At 56.7% G+C, this 19578-nt stretch carries 21 protein-coding genes and 1 pseudogene; 11 read left to right on the top strand and 11 right to left on the bottom strand.

Features of this window, described 5'->3' with window-relative positions; all coding sequences use genetic code 11:
- The first annotated feature begins 174 nt into the window (after positions 1-174).
- Together N909_RS0112450 and N909_RS0112445 are read left to right on the top strand one after the other, a co-directional pair.
- Positions 175-1323: an MFS transporter gene (locus N909_RS0112450; RefSeq protein ID WP_029915561.1), complete on the top strand. Its 1149-nt coding sequence runs from the start codon at positions 175-177 to the stop codon at positions 1321-1323.
- 12 nt (positions 1324-1335) lie between these two features.
- Positions 1336-2163: a CvfB family protein gene (locus tag N909_RS0112445; RefSeq protein ID WP_029915559.1), complete on the top strand. Its 828-nt coding sequence runs from the start codon at positions 1336-1338 to the stop codon at positions 2161-2163.
- 98 nt (positions 2164-2261) lie between these two features.
- On the opposite strand, the gene N909_RS0112440 is transcribed toward N909_RS0112445, so the two are convergent.
- Entirely contained in the window at positions 2262-2669 is a 408-nt protein-coding gene (locus N909_RS0112440; RefSeq protein WP_029915557.1) for an acyl-CoA thioesterase, read from the bottom strand.
- Positions 2670-2942: 273 nt separating this feature from the next.
- On the opposite strand from N909_RS0112440, the gene N909_RS0112435 reads away from it, so the two are divergent.
- The 4 genes from N909_RS0112435 to N909_RS0112420 all read left to right on the top strand — a co-directional run bounded on the left by N909_RS0112435 (position 2943) and on the right by N909_RS0112420 (position 5450).
- Complete coding sequence (locus N909_RS0112435) at positions 2943-3419, top strand: RrF2 family transcriptional regulator (RefSeq protein WP_029915555.1); 477 nt, start codon at positions 2943-2945, stop codon at positions 3417-3419.
- Positions 3416-4246 carry an ATP-dependent sacrificial sulfur transferase LarE gene (gene larE, locus N909_RS0112430; RefSeq protein ID WP_281174848.1) on the top strand — a complete coding sequence of 277 codons (831 nt, stop codon included), beginning with the start codon at positions 3416-3418 and terminating at the stop codon, positions 4244-4246. Before N909_RS0112435 ends, larE begins: the two co-directional genes overlap by 4 nt.
- 294 nt (positions 4247-4540) lie before the next feature.
- Entirely contained in the window at positions 4541-4963 is a 423-nt protein-coding gene (locus tag N909_RS0112425; RefSeq protein ID WP_051689732.1) for a hypothetical protein, read from the top strand.
- 1 nt (position 4964) lies between these two features.
- On the top strand, positions 4965-5450 hold the full coding sequence (locus N909_RS0112420) for a thermonuclease family protein (protein WP_029915550.1): 486 nt from the start codon (positions 4965-4967) through the stop codon (positions 5448-5450).
- Between the two features lie 16 nt (positions 5451-5466).
- Here N909_RS0112420 and N909_RS0112415 read toward each other — a convergent pair whose 3' ends face one another.
- The 3 genes from N909_RS0112415 to murI all read right to left on the bottom strand — a co-directional run bounded on the left by N909_RS0112415 (position 5467) and on the right by murI (position 7556).
- Positions 5467-5970: a RomY N-terminal domain-containing regulatory protein gene (locus tag N909_RS0112415; protein ID WP_029915548.1), complete on the bottom strand. Its 504-nt coding sequence runs from the start codon at positions 5968-5970 to the stop codon at positions 5467-5469.
- Positions 5971-6088: 118 nt separating this feature from the next.
- The gene (locus N909_RS0112410) at positions 6089-6754 is read right to left on the bottom strand and encodes a GerMN domain-containing protein (protein WP_029915546.1); all 666 of its coding nucleotides are present in this window, start codon (positions 6752-6754) and stop codon (positions 6089-6091) included.
- A 7-nt stretch (positions 6755-6761) separates the two neighbouring features.
- Entirely contained in the window at positions 6762-7556 is a 795-nt protein-coding gene (gene murI / locus N909_RS0112405) for a glutamate racemase (RefSeq protein ID WP_029915543.1), read from the bottom strand.
- A 194-nt stretch (positions 7557-7750) separates the two neighbouring features.
- Here murI and N909_RS0112400 point away from each other — a divergent pair, with 194 nt between their 5' ends.
- Entirely contained in the window at positions 7751-8083 is a 333-nt protein-coding gene (locus tag N909_RS0112400) for a hypothetical protein (RefSeq protein WP_029915540.1), read from the top strand.
- Between the two features lie 49 nt (positions 8084-8132).
- Positions 8133-8387 (top strand): hypothetical protein, encoded by a 255-nt coding sequence (locus N909_RS0112395; protein ID WP_029915539.1) that lies wholly within the window; start codon positions 8133-8135, stop codon positions 8385-8387.
- 104 nt (positions 8388-8491) lie between these two features.
- On the opposite strand, the gene N909_RS0112390 is transcribed toward N909_RS0112395, so the two are convergent.
- The 4 genes and pseudogenes from N909_RS0112390 to N909_RS0112370 form a co-directional block, all read right to left on the bottom strand.
- The gene (locus N909_RS0112390; RefSeq protein ID WP_281174863.1) at positions 8492-9181 is read right to left on the bottom strand and encodes an anaerobic ribonucleoside-triphosphate reductase activating protein; all 690 of its coding nucleotides are present in this window, start codon (positions 9179-9181) and stop codon (positions 8492-8494) included.
- Positions 9182-9192: 11 nt separating this feature from the next.
- Positions 9193-11366 (bottom strand): annotated as a pseudogene (locus N909_RS0112380) (ribonucleoside triphosphate reductase).
- A 461-nt stretch (positions 11367-11827) separates the two neighbouring features.
- On the bottom strand, positions 11828-12802 hold the full coding sequence (locus tag N909_RS0112375; RefSeq protein WP_051689731.1) for a tRNA-dihydrouridine synthase family protein: 975 nt from the start codon (positions 12800-12802) through the stop codon (positions 11828-11830).
- Entirely contained in the window at positions 12799-13038 is a 240-nt protein-coding gene (locus N909_RS0112370; protein WP_029915530.1) for a DUF3820 family protein, read from the bottom strand. The genes N909_RS0112375 and N909_RS0112370 overlap by 4 nt, the downstream gene beginning before the upstream one ends.
- A gap of 154 nt (positions 13039-13192) precedes the next feature.
- On the opposite strand from N909_RS0112370, the gene N909_RS0112365 reads away from it, so the two are divergent.
- From N909_RS0112365 to N909_RS0112355, 3 genes are read left to right on the top strand one after another with little or no spacing between them, the layout of a single operon-like run.
- Positions 13193-15586 carry a serine/threonine-protein kinase gene (locus N909_RS0112365; RefSeq protein ID WP_051689730.1) on the top strand — a complete coding sequence of 798 codons (2394 nt, stop codon included), beginning with the start codon at positions 13193-13195 and terminating at the stop codon, positions 15584-15586.
- On the top strand, positions 15583-16332 hold the full coding sequence (locus tag N909_RS0112360) for a Stp1/IreP family PP2C-type Ser/Thr phosphatase (protein ID WP_051689729.1): 750 nt from the start codon (positions 15583-15585) through the stop codon (positions 16330-16332). Before N909_RS0112365 ends, N909_RS0112360 begins: the two co-directional genes overlap by 4 nt.
- Positions 16333-16368: 36 nt before the next feature.
- Positions 16369-16746, top strand: coding sequence for an FHA domain-containing protein (locus N909_RS0112355; RefSeq protein ID WP_051689728.1), 378 nt, complete (start codon positions 16369-16371; stop codon positions 16744-16746).
- An 18-nt stretch (positions 16747-16764) separates the two neighbouring features.
- On the opposite strand, the gene N909_RS0112350 is transcribed toward N909_RS0112355, so the two are convergent.
- From N909_RS0112350 to yihA, 3 genes are all read right to left on the bottom strand, one after another.
- A complete protein-coding gene (locus N909_RS0112350; protein ID WP_029915522.1) occupies positions 16765-17979 on the bottom strand; it encodes a bifunctional cobalt-precorrin-7 (C(5))-methyltransferase/cobalt-precorrin-6B (C(15))-methyltransferase in 1215 nt (404 codons plus the stop codon).
- A 148-nt stretch (positions 17980-18127) separates the two neighbouring features.
- Complete coding sequence (cobC, locus tag N909_RS0112345) at positions 18128-18727, bottom strand: alpha-ribazole phosphatase (protein ID WP_029915520.1); 600 nt, start codon at positions 18725-18727, stop codon at positions 18128-18130.
- A gap of 69 nt (positions 18728-18796) precedes the next feature.
- Entirely contained in the window at positions 18797-19408 is a 612-nt protein-coding gene (gene yihA / locus N909_RS0112340; RefSeq protein WP_029915518.1) for a ribosome biogenesis GTP-binding protein YihA/YsxC, read from the bottom strand.
- Positions 19409-19578 lie beyond the last annotated feature (170 nt).

Below are 19578 nucleotides of genomic sequence, written 5' to 3'. Positions count from 1 at the left end.
CCGGGCGCAACAGCAACCCAAACTGAAAATGTGATGGTTATCGGGTTACAGGTATTAAAATTAATGAGGGTCGCTCCAACTCCAGACCCTGTTGAGGAGGCGCCTTTTTGCTATACAGCAGATCGGGTTTCTGCTACAGGAAATAACAATAAACCCATCCCGAGAGCCAAGACAATGCTGTTGCGAAAAAATTCGGACCTGCTGCCGATTATCCTGAATACAATTCTTGTGCTTTCGGCTCTTTATGCTCCGCAGCCGCTTTTGCCGGTATTAAGCCGGGAATTTGCAGTCAGTCGCGAGGCCGCGGCGGCCTTGACAACCGTCACCTTTATCCCCTTGGCGCTGGCCCCCCTGGCTTACGGTTATCTGCTCGAAACGGTCTCCCCGGTGCGGGTTTTGAAATGGGCCGTTCCGTTGTTGGCGATCTCGGAACTGTTCTTTGCCGCCACCAACAGCTTTTCAATACTGATCCTGATCCGCCTGCTCCAGGGGCTGCTGGTGCCGGCGATCCTGACCTCGCTGATGACCTACCTCTCCGGGCGGTCTTCCGCGGATACCGTGCAGCGGGTCATGGCGCTTTACATTGCGGCCACCATCTTCGGCGGTTTTGCCGGGCGCGCGACCTCGGGCCTGATCGCCAACCTGTTTGGCTGGCGGTTCAGCTTTATCGTGCTGGCCGCCAGTCTGTTGCTCGGCTTTGCGACCCTCTTCAAACTCCCGACGGGCGGGCCGCCGAAACTGGTCCGTCCACAACCGCAGGCGATGCTGGAAGTACTGCGCAAACCCGGCTTTCTGCCCATTTATCTGGCGATCTTCTGCCTGTTCCTGATTTTTGCGGCGGTCATGAACTTCCTGCCTTTCCGGCTCACCGAGCTTAGCGCCCAGGCAGATGAATTAAGAATCGGCCTGATGTATTCAGGCTATATGATGGGGATTGTCACCTCCCTCGGCGCACCGCGCTTTGTCGCCTGGATCAAGGGCGAGATCAGAACCGTCAAAGTGGGTCTGTTCTGTCTGGGCTGCACGCTGTTTGGGCTGGGCAGCGCCCAGATCTGGCTGCTGTTCGCCATGATGTTTCTTTTTTGTGGCGCCATGTTCCTGGTTCATTCCACGGCATCCGGCTTGGTCAATCGACTGGCCGGGCAAGAATACCGCGGCCTGACCAACGGGCTCTATGTCGCTTTTTATTACTCCGGCGGCAGCGTCGGTTCCTTTGCACCCGGAATTGCTTATCGCCATTTCGGGTGGAGCGGGTTCCTGCTGTTGCTGGCCGTTGTCTGCATCCTGGGATTTCTCTGCATTGGCAGAGTTCAGTCCCGCTAGAAAGGTATTTTTATGGTTTTACCCGGTTATCGCTATAATTTTAAAATCGCCCGCATTGATTCCCGCGGGGCCTGGCTGGCAACGCCCGGACCTGAACTTTTGCTTCCCAGCCGGGAATGCCCCCGTGAGCTTGCGCCCGGCATGGACCTGGCGGTGTTTGTCTATCTTGATCGCAACAATCAATTGGCGGCTACCACCAGCATGCCCCTGGCCCAGGTCGGCGAATTCGTCCAATTGCAAGCGCGCAGCAGCGGCCCCCATGGAACCTTTCTCGCTTGGGGACTGGACAAGGATCTGCTCGCCCCGTTCAGCGAACAGGCCCGGAAAATGCTCGACGGACGGCATTACCTGGTGCGCATTTGCCTGGATGACCAGAACCGGCCGATTGCCTCAAGTCGCCTGGAGAAGTTTCTGGTCAAAGAGAATCGGGACCTGCAACCGGGCGACGAAGTGGAGGTGCTGATCTGGGCCTTCACCGATCTTGGCGCCAAAGTCATCGCCAACCATACCTACGAGGCGTTACTCTACCGCAACGATATTCCGACCGGGATGAAGACAGGGGACCGGACCACCGGTTACGTGGCCAGGATTCGGGGGGACAATCGCATCGACATTTCCCTGCGGCGCACCGGGAAAGAAGGGATAGACGATGCCAGCGCAACAATCATGGAGGCCCTGGCCGCCACGGGATCCCTGCCGCTCCATGATCAGAGTCCGCCGGAACTGATTAAAAACCGGCTGGGAATGAGTAAGAAAGCGTTTAAAAAAGCTGTTGGCGGGCTCTACAAGCAGGGGCTGATCGAGCTGACCCACCAAGGCATCAAGTTGCGCCGGAAATAACCTTCGCCCTGCTATTGGTTCATGCAAGCGCGGGCGGGAACGTTGGCAGTTTCCTGCCCGTGCCATTTATTAGTGGGCAACTGCCTTTTTTCCGGCTGCTAGCGGGCATTCAACGCAGCGCTGATCTCCTCCGGCAGTTCCGGTCGACCCTGGGCATTAACGGCGGTTCCGGTCACCCTGGCTTTGAGAACCAATTTTTTTTCCGGCAGCAGATAGATGTCCTGGATAAAGCAGTAGCGCAGCGGCGAAACTTTCTCCAGAATCACCCCGACCATGAAACGGTCACCGCTCTGCAGGGACCGTTTGTAATCCAGCTCGGCCCGAATGACCACCAGGCTGATGCCGCGGCCGACAAAATCGGCAAAGTTCAGCCCCAGTTCCTCTTTGAGAAATTGATGCCGCGAGTGCTCCAGATAGTTGAGATAAACGGCATTGTTGACATGCCCCTGCATGTCGCATTCGTAATCCCTGACGGAAAATTCCAATTGAAACCGGTACTCTTTCATCAACCTCTCCCGTAACGATGGTGCTGAATGGATGCCGAATACTAGCATGAAGTAGCGCGTTACTGGTAACAATCGACAGCGCAATCCTCCCCGGCAAGGCCGCAAACCCAACGGCCCGGCACCGGTTCAGCCTGGCAAACAGCCCGGAATCATTCCCGATCATCCTGGGATCAATTCAATTTCCAAATATTCCAGTTAAAAATAGTGCTTTATTCTTGACAGTAAAAGTAGAGATTCATATAGTGCAAACAAGCATATTAAGGAGACGATAAAATGAAGCTATCGACCAAAAGTCGCTACGGTGTCCGTGCCATGTTTGATATGGCTTATCATGCCGGAAACCTGCCTGCACAAATCAAGGATATCTCCAGACGGCAAAATATTTCCCCGCGCTATCTTGAGCAGATTTTTCAGGATCTGAAGAAAGCCGGCCTGCTCAAAAGCAGGCGTGGCCCGCAAGGCGGGTACAGCCTGGCCCGATCCGCCGACAAGATCACGGTCAAGGAAATTGTCCTGGCTGCGGAGGGCGAACTCCTGCTGGTCAACTGCATTAAAGGCCTGCGCAAGGATGGCGAATCGCCCCCGGTCTGCGAATTTGACAATCAGTGTCTGACCCAGCACATCTGGGCTGAAGGAAGCCGGATCCTCGGCGATTATTTTGCGTCCATCACCCTGAAGGACCTTTGTGATAAGGGGCAGGAAATGGGCCTGGAAAAAGAGCTGGATCACCGGTTCATGTATTTCATTTGACCGCTTCGCCAATGCCCCTGGAGCAGAAGTACCAACGTCTGCAAGAGCTGTTGCGCAACCTCGGGTCGGTTGCCGTCGCCTATTCAGGTGGGGTTGATTCCACCTTTCTCCTCAAGGTGGCAACGCTCACCCTGGGCGCGGACAAAGTTCTTGCCCTGACCGCGACGGCACCGATCATTCCTGCCTTCGAGATCGAGCAAAGCCGCAAGCTGGCAGCGCAATTCGGGGTTCGCCATCGCCTCATTGAGAATCCGGCCCTTGACGAACCCGAATTTGTCAATAACCCTCCGGAACGCTGCTATCTGTGCAAGTTTAATATCTTCAGCAAGTTCCTGGCAGAACTGCAGAATGAAGAGCTTGCGGCGCTGGCGGATGGATCAAACCTGGACGATCTGAATGATTTCCGTCCCGGCCAGCAGGCCCTGACCGAATTGGGGGTGCGCTCGCCTTTGTTGGAAGCCGGCCTCACCAAACAGGACATTCGCGATCTGAGCCGGCAACTGCAGCTGCCAACCTGGGATATGCAGCCCCTGGCCTGCCTCGCGACCCGTTTTCCCTATGGAACGGCCATCACCCTGGAAAAGTTGGAGCAGATCGAACGTTGCGAAACCTGGCTCAGGGAACAGGGGTTCAAAAACTATCGGGTTCGCTGCCATGACCGCCTGGCCCGCATTGAAGTTGCCCCGGCCGATCTCACCCGGTTGGTTGACAGTGCCTTACGCAACGAAGTTGTCGAGCGGTTCAAAGCAAACGGTTTTGACTATGTCACCCTGGACCTGCAAGGCTTCCGGAGCGGCAGCATGAACGAGGCCCTCGATCTGAGCTAGTTTTCATCCGGAAACGGCCCTTTTTCGTTATGGCGGTGTCAATCTGCGGGTTTTCTTGTGCGGCGTAAAGTACTACGCCTCCGCGCAACCCCTTGATTTCCTTGCCACAACGAAAAATTGCTCGTTTCCAATCTGAAAACTTAGCCGTTGTCCTTCGGAGTTTCCGGATGGCAACGAGCTAGCCTTGCGCAAATGACTCCGGCGGAACATCGCACCGGAGTGACAACATCTTCTATATTTGTTATGTTCTGAACCCGGCGGAATCCTTTCCAACCATCCCTTGCAGGAGGAACCATGCCGAAAAGCGGAGCTTTGATTGCGGTCAGTTTTGTTGGCGGTCTGCTGGGCGGGCTGGCCAAAAGCCTGTTCCTCTGGGCGGGGACGCATTGGGGTATCCTGAAGCTGTTGAACGTCAGGCTGTCCCAATCCCTGGATCTGGCCGCCCTCTATCCGGCCATGTTCTTCGGCGGACTCTGGGGGCTGTTGTACTTCCTCACCATCGGCACCCCCCGGCAACGCTGCCGTTGGGTTCGTAAAGGGCTCTGGTTCTCCCTGATTCCGTCGCTGGTGGCGCTGTTCTACCTCTACCCCTACGTCTATCATCGCGGTATCGCCGGCTTCAACCTCGGGCTGTTGACACCGCTGGTCATCATTCTCAGCAACCTGGTCTGGGGGTTTTTCACCGGCTTCTTTACCCGATTTTTCTGGGGCCGCTGACATGCGTACACTGAGTGCGGCCCTCCTGTTCCTGCTGTTTGCCGCGCTCGTTCATGGCGCCGATCTCACCGGCCGCGTCAGCTGGGTTTACGATGGTGACACCCTCCTGGTTGAGCCGATCGGCAAAGTCAGACTGATCGGAATCGACACCCCCGAGTATCAAGATTCTTCACGCGACCGTTTTTACGCGCAGCGGTTTCATATTCCTGTGGAAAAACTCCGCCGCATCGCCGGGCAGGCCAAAAAATTCGGGATCGAAACGGTCAAAGGGAAAAAGGTCCGCCTGGAGGTAGCGGCAGAACGCTATGACAAATATGGCAGAACTCTGGCTTACGTCTACCTTGAAGACGGGAAAATGCTCAATCGGCTGCTGCTCAAAAAAGGCCTGGCGACAGTCTTTCGCCGCTATAATTTCAAGGAAAAACAAGCTTTTTTAAAAATCGAGCAACAAGCTCGCGCCGCCGGAGTCGGGCTCTGGGCACCCTGACCGCGGTGCTGCTGGCTCAGTGCTGATCCTGCCCAGCGGTCAGATAGGCGTAGACCAGTTCATCCAGACTTAATTCGGCATGCGGCTTTGGTTTCTGGAACTTATCAACAATCGGTTCTTCGACAATCCGGACAGGTTCAGGCTCGGGCGCGGGGAGCGGCTCCGCCGTACCACCTTCTTTGGCGACCGGTGCCGTAGTGGCAGGCTCTGCCGGAGCGGGCTGCTGCTTATCCTGGGCCGCGCCAAGGGAGATCCCCAACGCGACAATGCGCTCATCAAATTCACCGGCGGTCAACCGCCGCAACATGCCCTTATGTTGCTCCTTGGCCAGGTCTTCAATCACCAGCTCAAGTTTGTCCACCTTGATAATATCGGCATAGACCGTCTTTTGCGAAGAGATGATGGTTCCGTTGTGATAGAGCAAAGTCACCAGCTGGGGATTTTTAACCCCGCTGTCCTCGGTCTGCACATGGAAACCGGTTCCCCGGTAAGTGATATTGTGATTAAATCCAACAATCATGCGACATCTCCCAAATAGGCGAACCATCCAGCCGAACGCCCCCTATCATCATCTGCGAACCTGCCCTGCCAATCATATCAGACCGCAGCTGCTGCTGCGCTCCGGTTGCCGAGGCAGATTACTGCGCCTTGCCTTTGCCGCTCTCGGCATCCTGAATCAACTGGTCGATACTTAATTCCCCCTTCTCGGCAGTATCCTTCCCCGGCGCTGGTGTCTCGCCACCGAGCTCAGGCGGCTGACCGAAACTGAAATCGGCATAAACAGGTTGATCGATCCGCACATGCCCTTTTAAAGTTTGCCGGATCTGGCCATCAACAAGAATCTGCAATTGCCGCAAATAGGGGAAATTTTCATTCAGGCTGTTGGCCAGGCTGTACACCGTGAGCAGCTCGGTCAGACTGCCGCCGGGATGGAGGTCAACCAGCTGGCGGGAAAAATCGACCCTGACCAGATCGTTTTCGATCCCGACGTCAAGGACTTTGGTCTCTTTGGGGAGAACGGCAATCCCGCCCTGCCGGGAACCGGTGACCAGTTCCTGGATCAACCCGCGGACACAGTCACTTTCAAGCTCGCACCCGGCAATGTTCCGGTATTCCGGAACCAGGTACGCTCCGGAAGGGTCGGTAAAGTAGAGCAGCACCTCGCGCCCGGGAAGCTCTTCCTGGACCGCCACCTTCACCTCTTGCTGTTTTTTGCCTGGCTGCTGCAGCAGCCAGCTGATCCCATAGCCAGCCAGAATACCGATCAGCAGGACTCCCAGCAGACTTAATACAAACTTTTTCATTTGCTCCTCAACCTATCTGAACCTGTTCCACTTTTGTCAATTGAGCCCCCAGAAAAGCGCGCCCCACGGCCTCGAAACGGGTTGGTACGTCCGTCACGAAAAAAGCCCTGTTACCACCATGAGCGGGATGCGCCAGCCCCTGCTCGCGGAACAGCTGCTGCACCAGCTTCGCGGTCTCCTCGGCTGAGTCGACCAGCGTGACCCCGGGCCCGAGGACCTTGCCGAGGGTATTGCGCAACAGGGGATAGTGCGTACAACCCAGGACCAGGGTGTCGATGCGCGCCTGAATCAACGGTTGCAGATACTCCACAGCGGTCAACCGGGCGATTTCATGTTCGGCCCAGCCCTCTTCAGCCAGGGGCACAAACAACGGACAGGCCGCGGAAAAAATTTCCGCATCCGGAACCAGAGCCTTGATCGCCTCCGGATAGCGGCCGCTGTTGATGGTTCCTTCGGTACCGATCACCCCGATCCGCCGATTGCGACTGCTGGCAGCGCGCCGGGCGCCTGGCTCAATCACGCCGATCACCGGCAGTTTGAAGCGCTCACGCAAAGCGGGCAAGGCAACGGCAGAAGCCGTATTACAGGCGACGACCAACAACTTGACCCCCTGGTCAACCAGAAATTCGGCCGCTTCCAGAGCATAACGCTGGACGGTTTTGACACTTTTGGTTCCATAGGGAACCCGGGCCGTGTCCCCGAGATAGATGAGATTTTCTCCTGGCAGTAATGCGGCTATTTCCTTGAAAACAGTCAGACCACCGACACCGGAATCAAAAATACCGATGGCTCGATAACGCACGAAAACTCCTGTAAAAAACAAACGACAAAAAAGTCGGAAAATATCCCTTGCAAAAACTTGATCATCGTAGAGAAGGCCTGAGCCAAAGTCAAGATTTACGGGCTTTTATGACTTTCCCCACTGTAGACAATCTGCTAGTATCTTGCCCAGCCGGTTCTCCGGCTGCAGATCCAAATCCCCCGCGAGGAGATCGTATGAGCTGGGCCACCGTCAAAGAGTACCTCGACCTGTTCCGCACCGACCAGGTGATGCAGCAGTTGCAAGACTGGAACGTCGGCAACCTGAGTACGGATCCCTGGTTTTTGGGCGGCTTCGCCGTTGCCATTTTGTTTACCTACTTCATGGGCTGGCGCACCATCTCCGCGTTTCTGGTCGGCCTGGGCGGTTTTGCCCTGGCCTTGTCCTGGACGGTCAGCAAAGGAACCGGGGTCTCAGGAATCGAAAGCGGCGGGCTCTATGTCATCGTTGGCGGCGGTGCCGTGGTCGTCGCCCTGTTCATCTACATTCTTTTTATCAAAACCGATTAACAGCATAGCAGCCCCTTGGGGCATCATCATTTAGAATCAGGAGAAAGCCATGAAAAAACGGGATATCATCTTGCTGGTGGGAGCCGCTATCATCATCGGCGTTCTCTGGATGGCTCCGGAGGAGAGCACCAAGCGAGTTCCAAAGGATGAAATTCATTCACGTTTTTACGATATCGTGAAAAACGACGGAAAAAAAGCCGCAGAAAAATTTTGCGAAGATTGTCACAATCCGAACGATGTCCCGCTGCCGGCAGACCATCCGGCCAAATTCCGCTGCCTGTTCTGCCACAAGGTCATTGAGTAACCAGCTTTAAAATACCGCCGCTAGAAACAACGCGGAGAGGGTCTGTAAATAAAATCAGCCACGGCGCAAAGCGCCCGTGGCTGATTGTTTAGCATCACCAGTACTCAGATTCCGCGCAACTTGACCTGAGCGACATAGCTCCGGGCCTGTTCGGCCAGGGCTTCCAGTTGCGCCGCAGGGTAAGGATCCAGCCTCTGCCAGTCCGCGCTCATGGCATGAGCCGGAACATATTGCTGCAGGACCCACAACGGCGCACCGCGCAGCAACTCCCCGATGGCAGCGATCTCGGCAGCGCCAACCAGCTGCGGAATGCAGGTGGTCCGATACTCGACGCTGACCGGAGCGGTTGCCAGCAGAGCCACGGTCTCGGCCAGAGCGACACTGTCCACCGGCCCGCTATGGAGTTCTGCGTAACGGGCTGGTGAGGTTTTGATATCAATGGCCAAGGAGTCGACCAACCCCTGTTCCAACAACGCCGCGATCACATTGGGAGCAAGACCGTTACTGTCGACTTTGACGGCCAGGTCCAAAGCCTTGAGCTGGGCTAAAAATGCCGGCAGACCAGCATCGATGGTCGGCTCTCCGCCCGACACCACAACTCCATCGACAAAACCCCCACGTTTTTTCAGGTCTGCCAGCAACTCTTCCACGGGAATATCCGGATAGTCATCCGGATTCAGAACCAGACCGCCGTTATGGCAAAAAGGACAGGTCAGGTTGCAGCTCCCGGTAAAGACCAGGGACGCGACCCGCCCCGGGAAATCGAGCAGGCTGGTTCCCTGAAAACCTTTGATTCGGATCGTTTTCAGCGCTGTTGCTCCTTGGTGGTTACAACATATTCAGAGCGTTCTTTAAATTCTTCCTTCTTCCCCTTGTTCCATTGCTGGACCGGTCGGAAAAATCCACAAACCCTTGAATAAACTTCAGTTTTAGCATCACATTTGGTTCCCATCAAACTCTCTCCTAAGCAAATAAAGTGGTGTATTGTGGTCAGGCGGCCTTCCCTTCCTGATGATGAGGACAGGAGAAATGCTCGCCGGAGATATAGCCGTGCACCGGGCAGATCGTAAACGTCGGGCTGAGGGTAAAATATGGTAAATGGAAATTTTCGGCGATGCGCTTGACCAGCAGCCGGGCGCTACGCCAGTCTTCCAGTCGTTCCCCCAGGAAGCCGTGAAAAACGGTTCCGCCGGTATAGCGGGTTTGCATCGTGTCCTGGTGGGTCAGGGCTTCGAAAATGTCCTCGGTGATCCCTACCGGCAGCTGGGTCGAGTTGGTATAGTAGGGCTCGTCCTGCCCCGCGCAAATGATATCCGCATAGCGTTTCCGGTCACTGTTGGCCAAGCGGAAGCTGGTCCCTTCAGCCGGAGTTGCCTCCAGGTTGTAGAGGTGGCCGGTCTCGTCCTGAAACACTTCCAGCTGCTTGCGCATAAATTCGAGGGTGTCCTGCGCCAGTGCCTTGCCTGCGTCACTCTCGATGCCGCTGTCAATCAGGTTGAGGCAGGCCTCATGCATCCCGATCAGACCGATGGTCGAAAAATGATTATCCCAGTAGTTGCCACTGCGCTCGCGGATTGAAGCGAGATAGAACTTGCTGAACGGGTACAGGCCGTCCTCGGTAAAGCGCTCCAGCTGCTTGCGTTTGATTTCCAGGGACTGATAGGCGAGCTTCATCAGCCGACTGATCCGCTCAAAGAACTCGGTCTTGTTGTGAGCCAAGTAGGCCGCGCGCGGTAAATTGATAGTGACCACCCCGATCGACCCGGTCATCGGATTGGAGCCGAACAGCCCCCCGCCCCGGCGCCGCAGCTCACGGTTATCCAAACGCAGCCGACAGCACATGGAGCGCGCATCCTCCGGGTCCATGTCGGAATTGACGAAATTGCTGAAATAAGGGATTCCGTATTTGGCGGTCATCTCCCAGACCGGCTGCAAACGGTCGCTCTCCCAGTCGAGGTCACGGGTGATGTTGTAGGTCGGAATGGGGAAGGAAAAGATCCGGCCGGAGGAATCCCCCTGCATCATCACTTCGCAGAAGGCCCGGTTGAAGATGTCCATCTCCTCCTGGAACTCACCGTAACTACGTTCCATCAGCTGCCCGCCGATAACCACGGCCTCTTTGGCCATGTTGGCCGGCACCATCATATCCATGGTGATATTGGTAAAGGGGGTCTGGAAACCGACCCGGGTCGGCACGTTCATATTGAAGACAAATTCCTGCAGCGACTGCTTGACCTCTTGATAGGTCAACCGGTCATAAGCGATGAACGGCGCCAGCAGGGTATCGAAATTGGCAAAGGCCTGGGCTCCGGCCGCTTCCCCCTGCAGGGTATAGAAAAAATTGACGGCCTGGCCGAGAGCGGTGCGGAAATGCTTCGGCGGCGCACTCTGCACCTTGCCGTAAGCACCGGTAAAGCCTTTCAGGAGCAGGTCCTTGAGATCCCAGCCGCAGCAATACACCGAGAGCATGCCGAGATCGTGGATGTGATAATCCCCGCGCCGATGAGCGTCGGCAATATCATCCGGATAGATCTTATTCAGCCAGTAGTTACTGGTAATATTGGCCGCGATATGATTATTCAGCCCCTGCAACGAGTAGCCCATATTGGCATTTTCGTTGACCCGCCAGTCTTCCCGGACCAGGTAGGAATCGATGGCATCGATGGAGGTCTGCATGAACTCCCGGGTCCGGCGCAGGGTTTCATGCTGCTTACGGTAGAGGATAAAGGCCTTGGCGGTCTGGGCATGGCCGTTTTCAATGAGGATTTTTTCGACCAGATCCTGGACATTTTCGACGGTCGGTGCCTGGCCGCCCTTGTAAAGCACGGACAGGATCCCGCTCACCTGGCGGGTGATATCGGCCGCTTTGGTGAAATCCGTTCCACCAACGGCCTCAACCGCCTTGATAATCGCCCGGGCGATTTTGTCTTCTTCAAAGGGAACCAGTCGACCATCACGTTTACGGATAAATTCTAGCATTTAAACCCCTCCCCGTCGTAGCAGCGGGTTGTTCAAGTTGATTGCAACAGAGATATTTCAATTAACTAGTTGCCATCCGAAAACTCCGAAGGGCAACGGCTAAGTTTTCAGACTGGAAACGGGCAATTTTTCGTTGTGGCAAGGACATCAAGGGGTTGCGCGAAGGCGTAGTCCTTTACGCCGCACAAGAAAACCCGCAGATTGACACCGCCACAGCGGAAAAGGGCCGCTTCCGGATGAAAACTAAGTAGAAAGGACGTTACAGAACCAAAATACGTCATGCAGACACTAGCATAAGTCAGTGGGCAACCCAACCCAAAAACCACTACATCTAGCTATTTTTTTCCGGGGAGCTACTACATATTGTCAATCTTCTGTGTGTAACCTGTGGATAAATGTTGATAAGTAGCAGCGATTGCAAAGGTTTTCCCAACCGCCTCAAAAACAGTCAGCAACGCCCCTCAAATGCCCGCCGGGGCCAGGAAGCGCTCGCTGAGCAATGCATTAAAACGCTCGACAGTGACCGCCCGTTTCAACTTCCCCAAGTCGCGCTGGAGAAGCGGGTCGGGGATAAAATTCAGCACATCCTTGAGCTTCATCAACGCCTGTCGCTCCCCGCAGAACTTGATCAGATAGCGCGGCAGCAGGTCGGCAATAAAGGCATACAGTTCCAGGCGCCGCTGCCCTTCATCGACACAGTCGGGTTCCTGCCCGCGAATCCGTTTGAACAGCAAAGGATCGGCGAGGGCTCCGCGGCCGAGCATCACCCCGGCAACACCGGCCTGTTGCAGTAGCAGCCGGGCTTGTCCGGCTGTGCAGATATCGCCGTTGGCGATCACCGGCAAGGCGGTGCGCTGAACCGCTTCGGCAGTCAGCTCATGGTCTGCGACCCCGGCATACTTCTGCACGACAGTGCGCGGATGCAGGATCAGAAAATCGACACCACTATCGGCAAAGACCGGCAGCAAATCGAATAGCTGCCGCGGATCATCATAACCGGCCCGGCATTTGACCGAAAAGCTGCCCGTGATCACGGCTCTCAGCTCAGCCAGCAAACCGGCCAGGGCCAGGGGATTTTTCAGCAGTTCACCGCCGGTTGCGCCGGTCGTCATGCGGCCGTAGGGACACCCCAGATTCAGGTTAAGATAACCACAGCCCACCGTCTGGACCCGCTGGGCCGCATCGGCCAGGGCCGCCGGAGCGTTGCCGATCAACTGGACAACCAGCGGCGTGGCCTCCCGATGCGCCTTGATTTCAGCCAGGTCGGCCTTGGCGATGCGTTTACGCGACTGGCTGTTGACGCGGACAAACTCGGTAAAAAGGATATCCGGGCAATAGCGCTCTATGAAACACTGGCGCAACGCCTCATTGGTCAGCCCCTGCATCGGGGCCAGCATCAGCGGCTTTTCCGACGGCTGCCAGGGTAAAGCATTCATCGGCCCGCCTCACGGATCAGCCGCCGCAGCAGCCCTTCCAGACCATTGACCTTGATTTCGTAAATTTCCAGCAGCTGCTGCCCGAGCAGCCCCGCCGGGAGTTCCTGCTTGACCAGCCAGACCACATAGGGTTCCGGCAGATCGACCAGGTAGCGACCGGCGTATTTACCGTAGGGCATGACGGCCAGCGCCAACTGGCGTAAATGTTGCGGATCGGGGAGACTGTCAATTGCCATTGAGTAGATCCTTTTCGTATTTGCGGATGCGTTTATTAGCATAAACCGAAAAGAATGTCCTCGTCGATAACGCAAAAAAAGATCCAAATTTCTTCAGAATTACTATACAATAATGTGATTTTTCTTATACAAATGACTAAGTGCAAGGAATCAAATGCGTTTTCTCACGCAAATGGGAACCTCTCCCTGGTTGCTGTTGCCGGCCCTGGGCCTGCTCCTTCTCGCCGCGTCTTTGCTTGAGAGCGGCATTCTGCAGCCCCTGGAATACCCGGTTTATGATAGTCTGCTGACCCTGCGCCCGGCCCTGAGCCAGGAGCGGGTGACCCTGATCGCCATCGATCAGCGCAGCCGAATGGATTTCGCCGACGATCTTGAGACGCCGGAAACCCTTGCCGTCATGCTCCGCCAGGTGCAACGGCTGGGAGCGGCAAGCACGGCTCTGCTGCAGCCGCTGCCGGTCAATCCTGATCAGGCGAACCGGCTGCTGAATGCCATCGACCCGAACAAAGTGGTCCTGACCCTTGCCGCGGCTCGGCAACCAACCCCGCAGCAGAGCAAACCGCCGACAGCATTGACCATCCCGAACATCCCGTCCACGGCAGTTTCCCGTCACCAGCCCGCTTATTTGCAGAATCCGCTGGCTCCCTGGCGGCAACAACGCCCACAGCCCGAAGGATTTTTGTTCCCCCATGCAGACGCGTTGGCTGAAGCCGGACGCGCCGGTCACCTGCTTTTTTCCCCGGACTGTGACGGCCGGGTGCGCAACCTGGGCCTGCTCGTCCCCTGGGCCGGCCGGTTGCTGCCAGCGCTGCCGTTGCAGCTGGCCCTGCAGGCCGCACAGCTGAAGAGTGACCAGTTGCAGCACCCGCCCAGTACCGCGAACGGAGCGCTGACCGCTGCCGGCCTCGAGATCCCCGTGCACGGCTTTTTTCGCTCCCTGGTCGATTTTTCCGGCCAGCACCGGCCCTTTCAAACGGTCAGTGCCAGTGACCTGCTGGCCGATCGCCTGCCGGCAAACAGCTTGCAGGGGCGCACAGTCCTGATCGGCCCGACCGATGGTTTCGGCGACCGCCAGCGCGTCCCCGGCTTCGGAACCGTCAGCACCAGCGAACTAGCGGCCTGGGCCACGGCAACCCTGCTGGCCGACAGTCCTCTGCAACGTCCGCCCTGGGCCTGGCTGGCCGAAGCCGGCGTACAGCTCTATTTCATCCTGTTGCTGCTGTTGTTGATCCCGCGCCTGTCCCTGCGGGCCGGGAGCATGACCCTGGCATTGTTCCTGAGCGGCTGGATCCTGTTTGCGGCCTGTGCCCTGGTCTTTGCCGGCCTCTGGCTGAAAATCATCCCCGCGGTTCTTTTCTGCAGCGGTGGCTTTCTGCTGCTGCGCAGACAGCATGGGCTGTCCGAGCTGGATCGCCATCGCCAGGAAAGCACCCGGCTGCTCGCCCAGCGTTTCCAGGAGCAGGGGCTCCTTGATCTGGCGCTGGAAAAGGCCCTGCTGCTCAAACCCGGGGCCAAGGCCAACCGTGAGATCATTTACACCATCGGCCTCGAATGTGAACGCAAACGCAGCCCGCAAAACGCCGCAACAGCCTACCGCCATCTTCTTCAGGGGGGGCGTTTTCGGGATTGTGCCAGCCGCCTGAAACAACTCGATCAGGATAACGGTACGGTCACGCTGGCCAGGGCCGATGCCACCCTGGTTCTTGAAAAGCCGGGAGAAAAACCGACCCTGGGGCGCTATCGCATTGAGCAGGAGCTGGGACAGGGAGCCATGGGCGTGGTCTATCTCGGCATCGATCCCAAAATCAATCGTGAGGTCGCCATCAAAACCCTGCCCTACCAGAACATTGAGCCGAACCTGTTGAACAGCGTCAAAGAGCGGTTTTTCCGCGAGGCGGAAGCCATCGGCCAGCTGAACCACCCTAACCTGCTCGCAATCTACGACATCGGCGAAGAAAAGGACCTGGCTTTTCTGGCCATGGAACTGCTCACCGGCAAGGACCTGAGCCACTACTGCACAGCCGGCAAGCTGCTGCCGGTCCCGGCGGTCGTCGACATTGTCACCCAGGTGGCAAGCGGTCTCGCCTGCGCCCATGAGCAGGGAATCGTTCACCGCGACATCAAACCGGCCAATCTGTTTCTGCAGGACAACGGCCAGGTCAAGGTGACCGATTTCGGCATTGCCCGCTTCACCGCGGCTTCGGCAACGGAAACCGGCATCGTGCTCGGCACTCCCAACTACATGTCCCCGGAACAGATCGCCGGCAAAAAAGTCGATGGCCGCTCAGACCTGTTCTCCCTGGGTGTCGTTATGTACGAATTACTCAGCGGCAGCAAACCTTTTCAGGGTGACAACATCACCACTTTGATGTTCAATATTACCCACGGCAATTATCCGCCACTGCGGGAAGTCCGCCCCAAACTCCCGGCGGCCGTCTATCCGCTGGTGGGCAAACTGATGCAGAAAAATCTGACCCGGCGCTTCAAAACAGCGGCCGCACTTTACCAGGAACTTAACGAATTGCGAAAGGAACTGGGACAGGGATGAAGCTGGAAGCCTGTGGAAAAACGGATACCGGTCTGCAACGCAGCAACAACGAGGACAGTTTTCATATCGACCTGGCCAACGGTCTGTTTATTGTTGCGGACGGAATGGGCGGGCATGCGGCCGGCGAAGTGGCCAGTCGCCTGGCCATCGAAACGGTCTGCACCGCCCTGGCCAAAAGGAATGCCGCGGACCTGAACCTGTGGCTCGGCAAAGCGGTCCGCGCCGCCAATGCTGAGATCCGTCAGGCCGCGGAGGTCAATCCAGCCTGGCATAAGATGGGAACCACCCTGACGATTCTGGCCCTGAGTGACAATCAGGCCAGGCTCGCCCATATCGGCGACAGTCGCTTCTACCGCTTGCGCAACAAAGAGCTCCAACAGCTCAGCGAAGACCATTCCCTGGTTGCGGAGCAACTGCGCATGGGGATCATCACTGCCGAGGACGCCCGCCGCTCCAACCTTGGCAATCTGCTGACCCAGGCAGTCGGCATTACAACGGAACTGGACATCTGTAAAAAAAACATCCCGCTCGCGGCCCGGGATCGGCTGCTGCTGTGCAGCGACGGGCTGACCACGATGCTGAAAGACGCCGCGATTGCCCGTTGTCTGAGTCAGGGCACCCCGGCCCAGGCCTGTGCCGATTTGATTGAAAAAGCCCTGGCCGCCGGCGGGCTGGACAACGTCACGGTCGTGGTGGTGGATATTATTGAACTGGATGAATCGACAACATCGGCGCCTGGCAATTAAGACAGGCCCTCACCCAAAATGAAAAGGGAGCCAATCATGCTGAAGATCGAGTTGACCTATCAGGGCGCGGTGCTCGAAACCTTTACCACCGACAGCGGTAAGATCCAGGTCGGGCGCAACCAGCAGAACGATATTCAGATCGACAGCCTGGCCGTTTCCGGCCGGCATGCGCTGATCAGAAAAGTTATGAATACCTATGTCATCGAAGATCTCGGCAGTACCAACGGCACCTTTGTCAATGAAAGAAAAATCGACAAATACGAACTGCTCGACGGCGATGAGATTATCATCGGTAAACACAGCCTGATTTTTCACTACCTGGGCGCGAACACCCCCAAAGCCAACAACCTTGACCAAACCATGATCCTCGACACCCGGCGGCAGAAAGAGCTGCTCAGCAAAAACCGCGGCTGAGCTGCAGCCGGGGGCGCCCTACTCTTTGACTGCGGTCAGGATATAGACCGGGTCATAGGCTTCGAACATCTTATAGTTTGAATAGGGACGGGTTCTGGCGATATTGACCGTGACCACTTCAACCAGGTAGCCGGCGTTGCCGAAAAATTCATTGGCCGCGGTCAGGGTATCCAGGGTAATGGCATTGAGCACAATCCGCCCGCCGCTGCCGAGGCGTTGATCAACGGTTTCCAGGATGTCCCACAACCGTCCGCCGCTACCGCCGATAAAAACCCGGTCCGGATCAGGCAGTTCGTCGAGACAATCCGGCGCATCCCCTTCGATCAGCGCGACGTTGCGGGTGTTGAATTTCTGCAGGTTCTCCTTGATGAACTGGCGGCATTCCTCATTGCGCTCGATGGCAAAGATTCGCCCGTTCGGGAGCAGGTGATCGGCCTCGATACAGATCGAACCGGAACCGGCGCCGATATCCCAGAGGCACATGTCATGGCGCAGCTTCAATTTGGCCAGAGTCACCACCCGGATCTCCTCCTTGGTGATCAACTTTTTAATACTGACAAATTCATCATCCGGAATACCGAGGGTCGGCACATACTGCTGCGCATCCGCTTCATACTCTTTGATGAGGATCAGCAGGTTCAGCGGGGCAACGTCCAGTTCGAGCAGACCACGGATATCCGTGACCCGGATCTTCTCTTCCGGGGTCCCCAGGTTCTCACACAAGAACGCTTTGTAGCCGCTGCGCTGCCGGCTGAGCAATTCCCGCCCGATCATTCCCGGGGTATTGATACTGTCAGTGAGGACCGCGGCCTTATCATTGGCAACGATGCGATCAACCACCTCTTTCAGTTCCCTAGCCTGGGCAGAGACAAAAATCGTGTCATCCCAGGGTTCGCGGATTTTGGCAAAGGCGTATTGAACCGAGGTGACATTCGGCAAAAACTCAATCAGCTCGTCGGTCAGGTTGCGGAGCAAATAGCGGCCGACCCCGAAGAAGAGCGGATCTCCAGAGGACAGAACCACGGCCCGCCCCGCAAAATCGCTCAGCCGGGACACCATTTCGGCCCGGGTCTCATCTTCAATGAGCACTTTTTCCCCGCCATAATCCGGAAACAGCTTCAGCAGCCGAGCCGAGCCGAACAGCAGTTCACTCTGTTCGATCAGCTCCACCGCCCGGGGGGTAAACCCTTCCTGCCCGGCTATTCCAGCTCCGATAACATGAATCGATTTCATTGTTTGCTCCCTTGAGGCAACCCTGGCAACAATCAGCCCGCAACGACCGGCCCTGAGCAGGTGATGAAGAAGAACCGCTATGGTAACTGGTTCAGTCCGAAAACAAAACCATTGTTAAACTGTCAACCGAGCGCGACGGGATTCCCGATCAGCCGTTCAGGCGTTTGACGACCGCGATACCGTCGGTAAAATAATCGATAATGTTGTGGCAGCCGTAATCCTGTTCAATATGAAACAGCCGCTCCAGGGAAGCGCCGATGGCATCCAGCAGAATGACCCGGTTGACGCCGCCATGCGCCACGAGCACGATCTCGCCGCCGACATGGGCATTGATGATCTCCTTGACCGCCGGCCGGATCCGCTCGGCCATCTGCAGCATGCTCTCCCCGCCCGGGGGCGCCACATTGACGATATCGTTGAGGCGGGCCTGCCACAACTCTGGGTATTCCTGTTGCAGCTGCTCCCAGGTGCGCCCTTCCCAATCGCCGATGTGCAGTTCCCGCAGGTCCTCGCGATAAAGCGGCGCAATGTTCTGCAACAGCGCGATCTGATCCGCGGCCACCCGGCACCGATACAGGTCGCTGGAATAAATGGCGCTCAATTTATGATGTTGAAACCGCCCGGCAAAAGCGGCTGACTGTTGCCTGCCCAGATCGGTCAGGCGTACGTCACCCTGGCCGTTGTAGCGTTTTTCCTGGTAACCCTCAACCTGTCCGTGGCGCAACAGGTGCAGTCTGGTTGCCTTCATGCTGATTCTCCTTTGTTGCTCCACCAGTCTGCCCAACCCGGCGTCGACCGGCTGACCGCGGCAGCAGGGTCAGGGCTCACGGCTATCCTCCGGTCCGGCCAGTGCCAGGGCATCCTCAATCCGCTCCCAGATTTCATCCCGGCCTTCCCGGGTCTGCGCCGAAAACAGCGAAAACGCCTCAAGGGGCAGCCCAGTCTCCCGGGCGATCACCCGCACCTGCTTGTCACGCTGCGACCGATTCACCTTGTCCAGCTTGGTGACGACCGGAATCGTTGGCACCCCGAACTCCTCCAGCCAGTCAAGCAGCTGGATGTCTTCTTGCCCCGGCACCCTGCGGATGTCCATGATAAAGACCACCGCCTGCAGATTTTCCCGCAGTTCCAGATAAGAACGAATCATCGGTCCCCACTCTTTTTTAACCGTCAGGGGGACTTTGGCAAAGCCGTAGCCGGGCAGATCGACCAGGGAGAACAGGTTGTTAACGTTAAAAAAGTTGAGCAGCTGGGTCCGTCCCGGGGTCGAAGAAGTCCGCACCAGATTGCGGCGATTCAGCAGAACATTGATCAGGGAACTTTTGCCAACATTGCTGCGCCCTGCAAAGGCGACCTCCGGCAGCTCGCTCTGCGGATAATGCGCTACCCGGGCGGCACTTTTGATAAATTCAGCGGAAAAAATTTTCATGGTCTGCTTTCTGCGCTCATAAAGTTGTGACAAAATCCACCTGCGCCGCGTTGCGGCACGGCGGACAAAATTAATCTGTTGCCGACTCCTGAACAACATAACATAGCAGGCCGGCATAAAGCTGTCGATAACAGAACATCTTCCGTAGAGTCCAATGGCCTGTCAGGCGG

Source organism: Pelobacter seleniigenes DSM 18267 (genome assembly GCF_000711225.1).
Classification (GTDB): Bacteria; Desulfobacterota; Desulfuromonadia; order Desulfuromonadales; family Geopsychrobacteraceae; genus Seleniibacterium; species Seleniibacterium seleniigenes.
The sequence above is the reverse complement of the archived record's forward strand: the minus strand, read 5'-3'. Positions and strand labels throughout refer to the sequence as shown.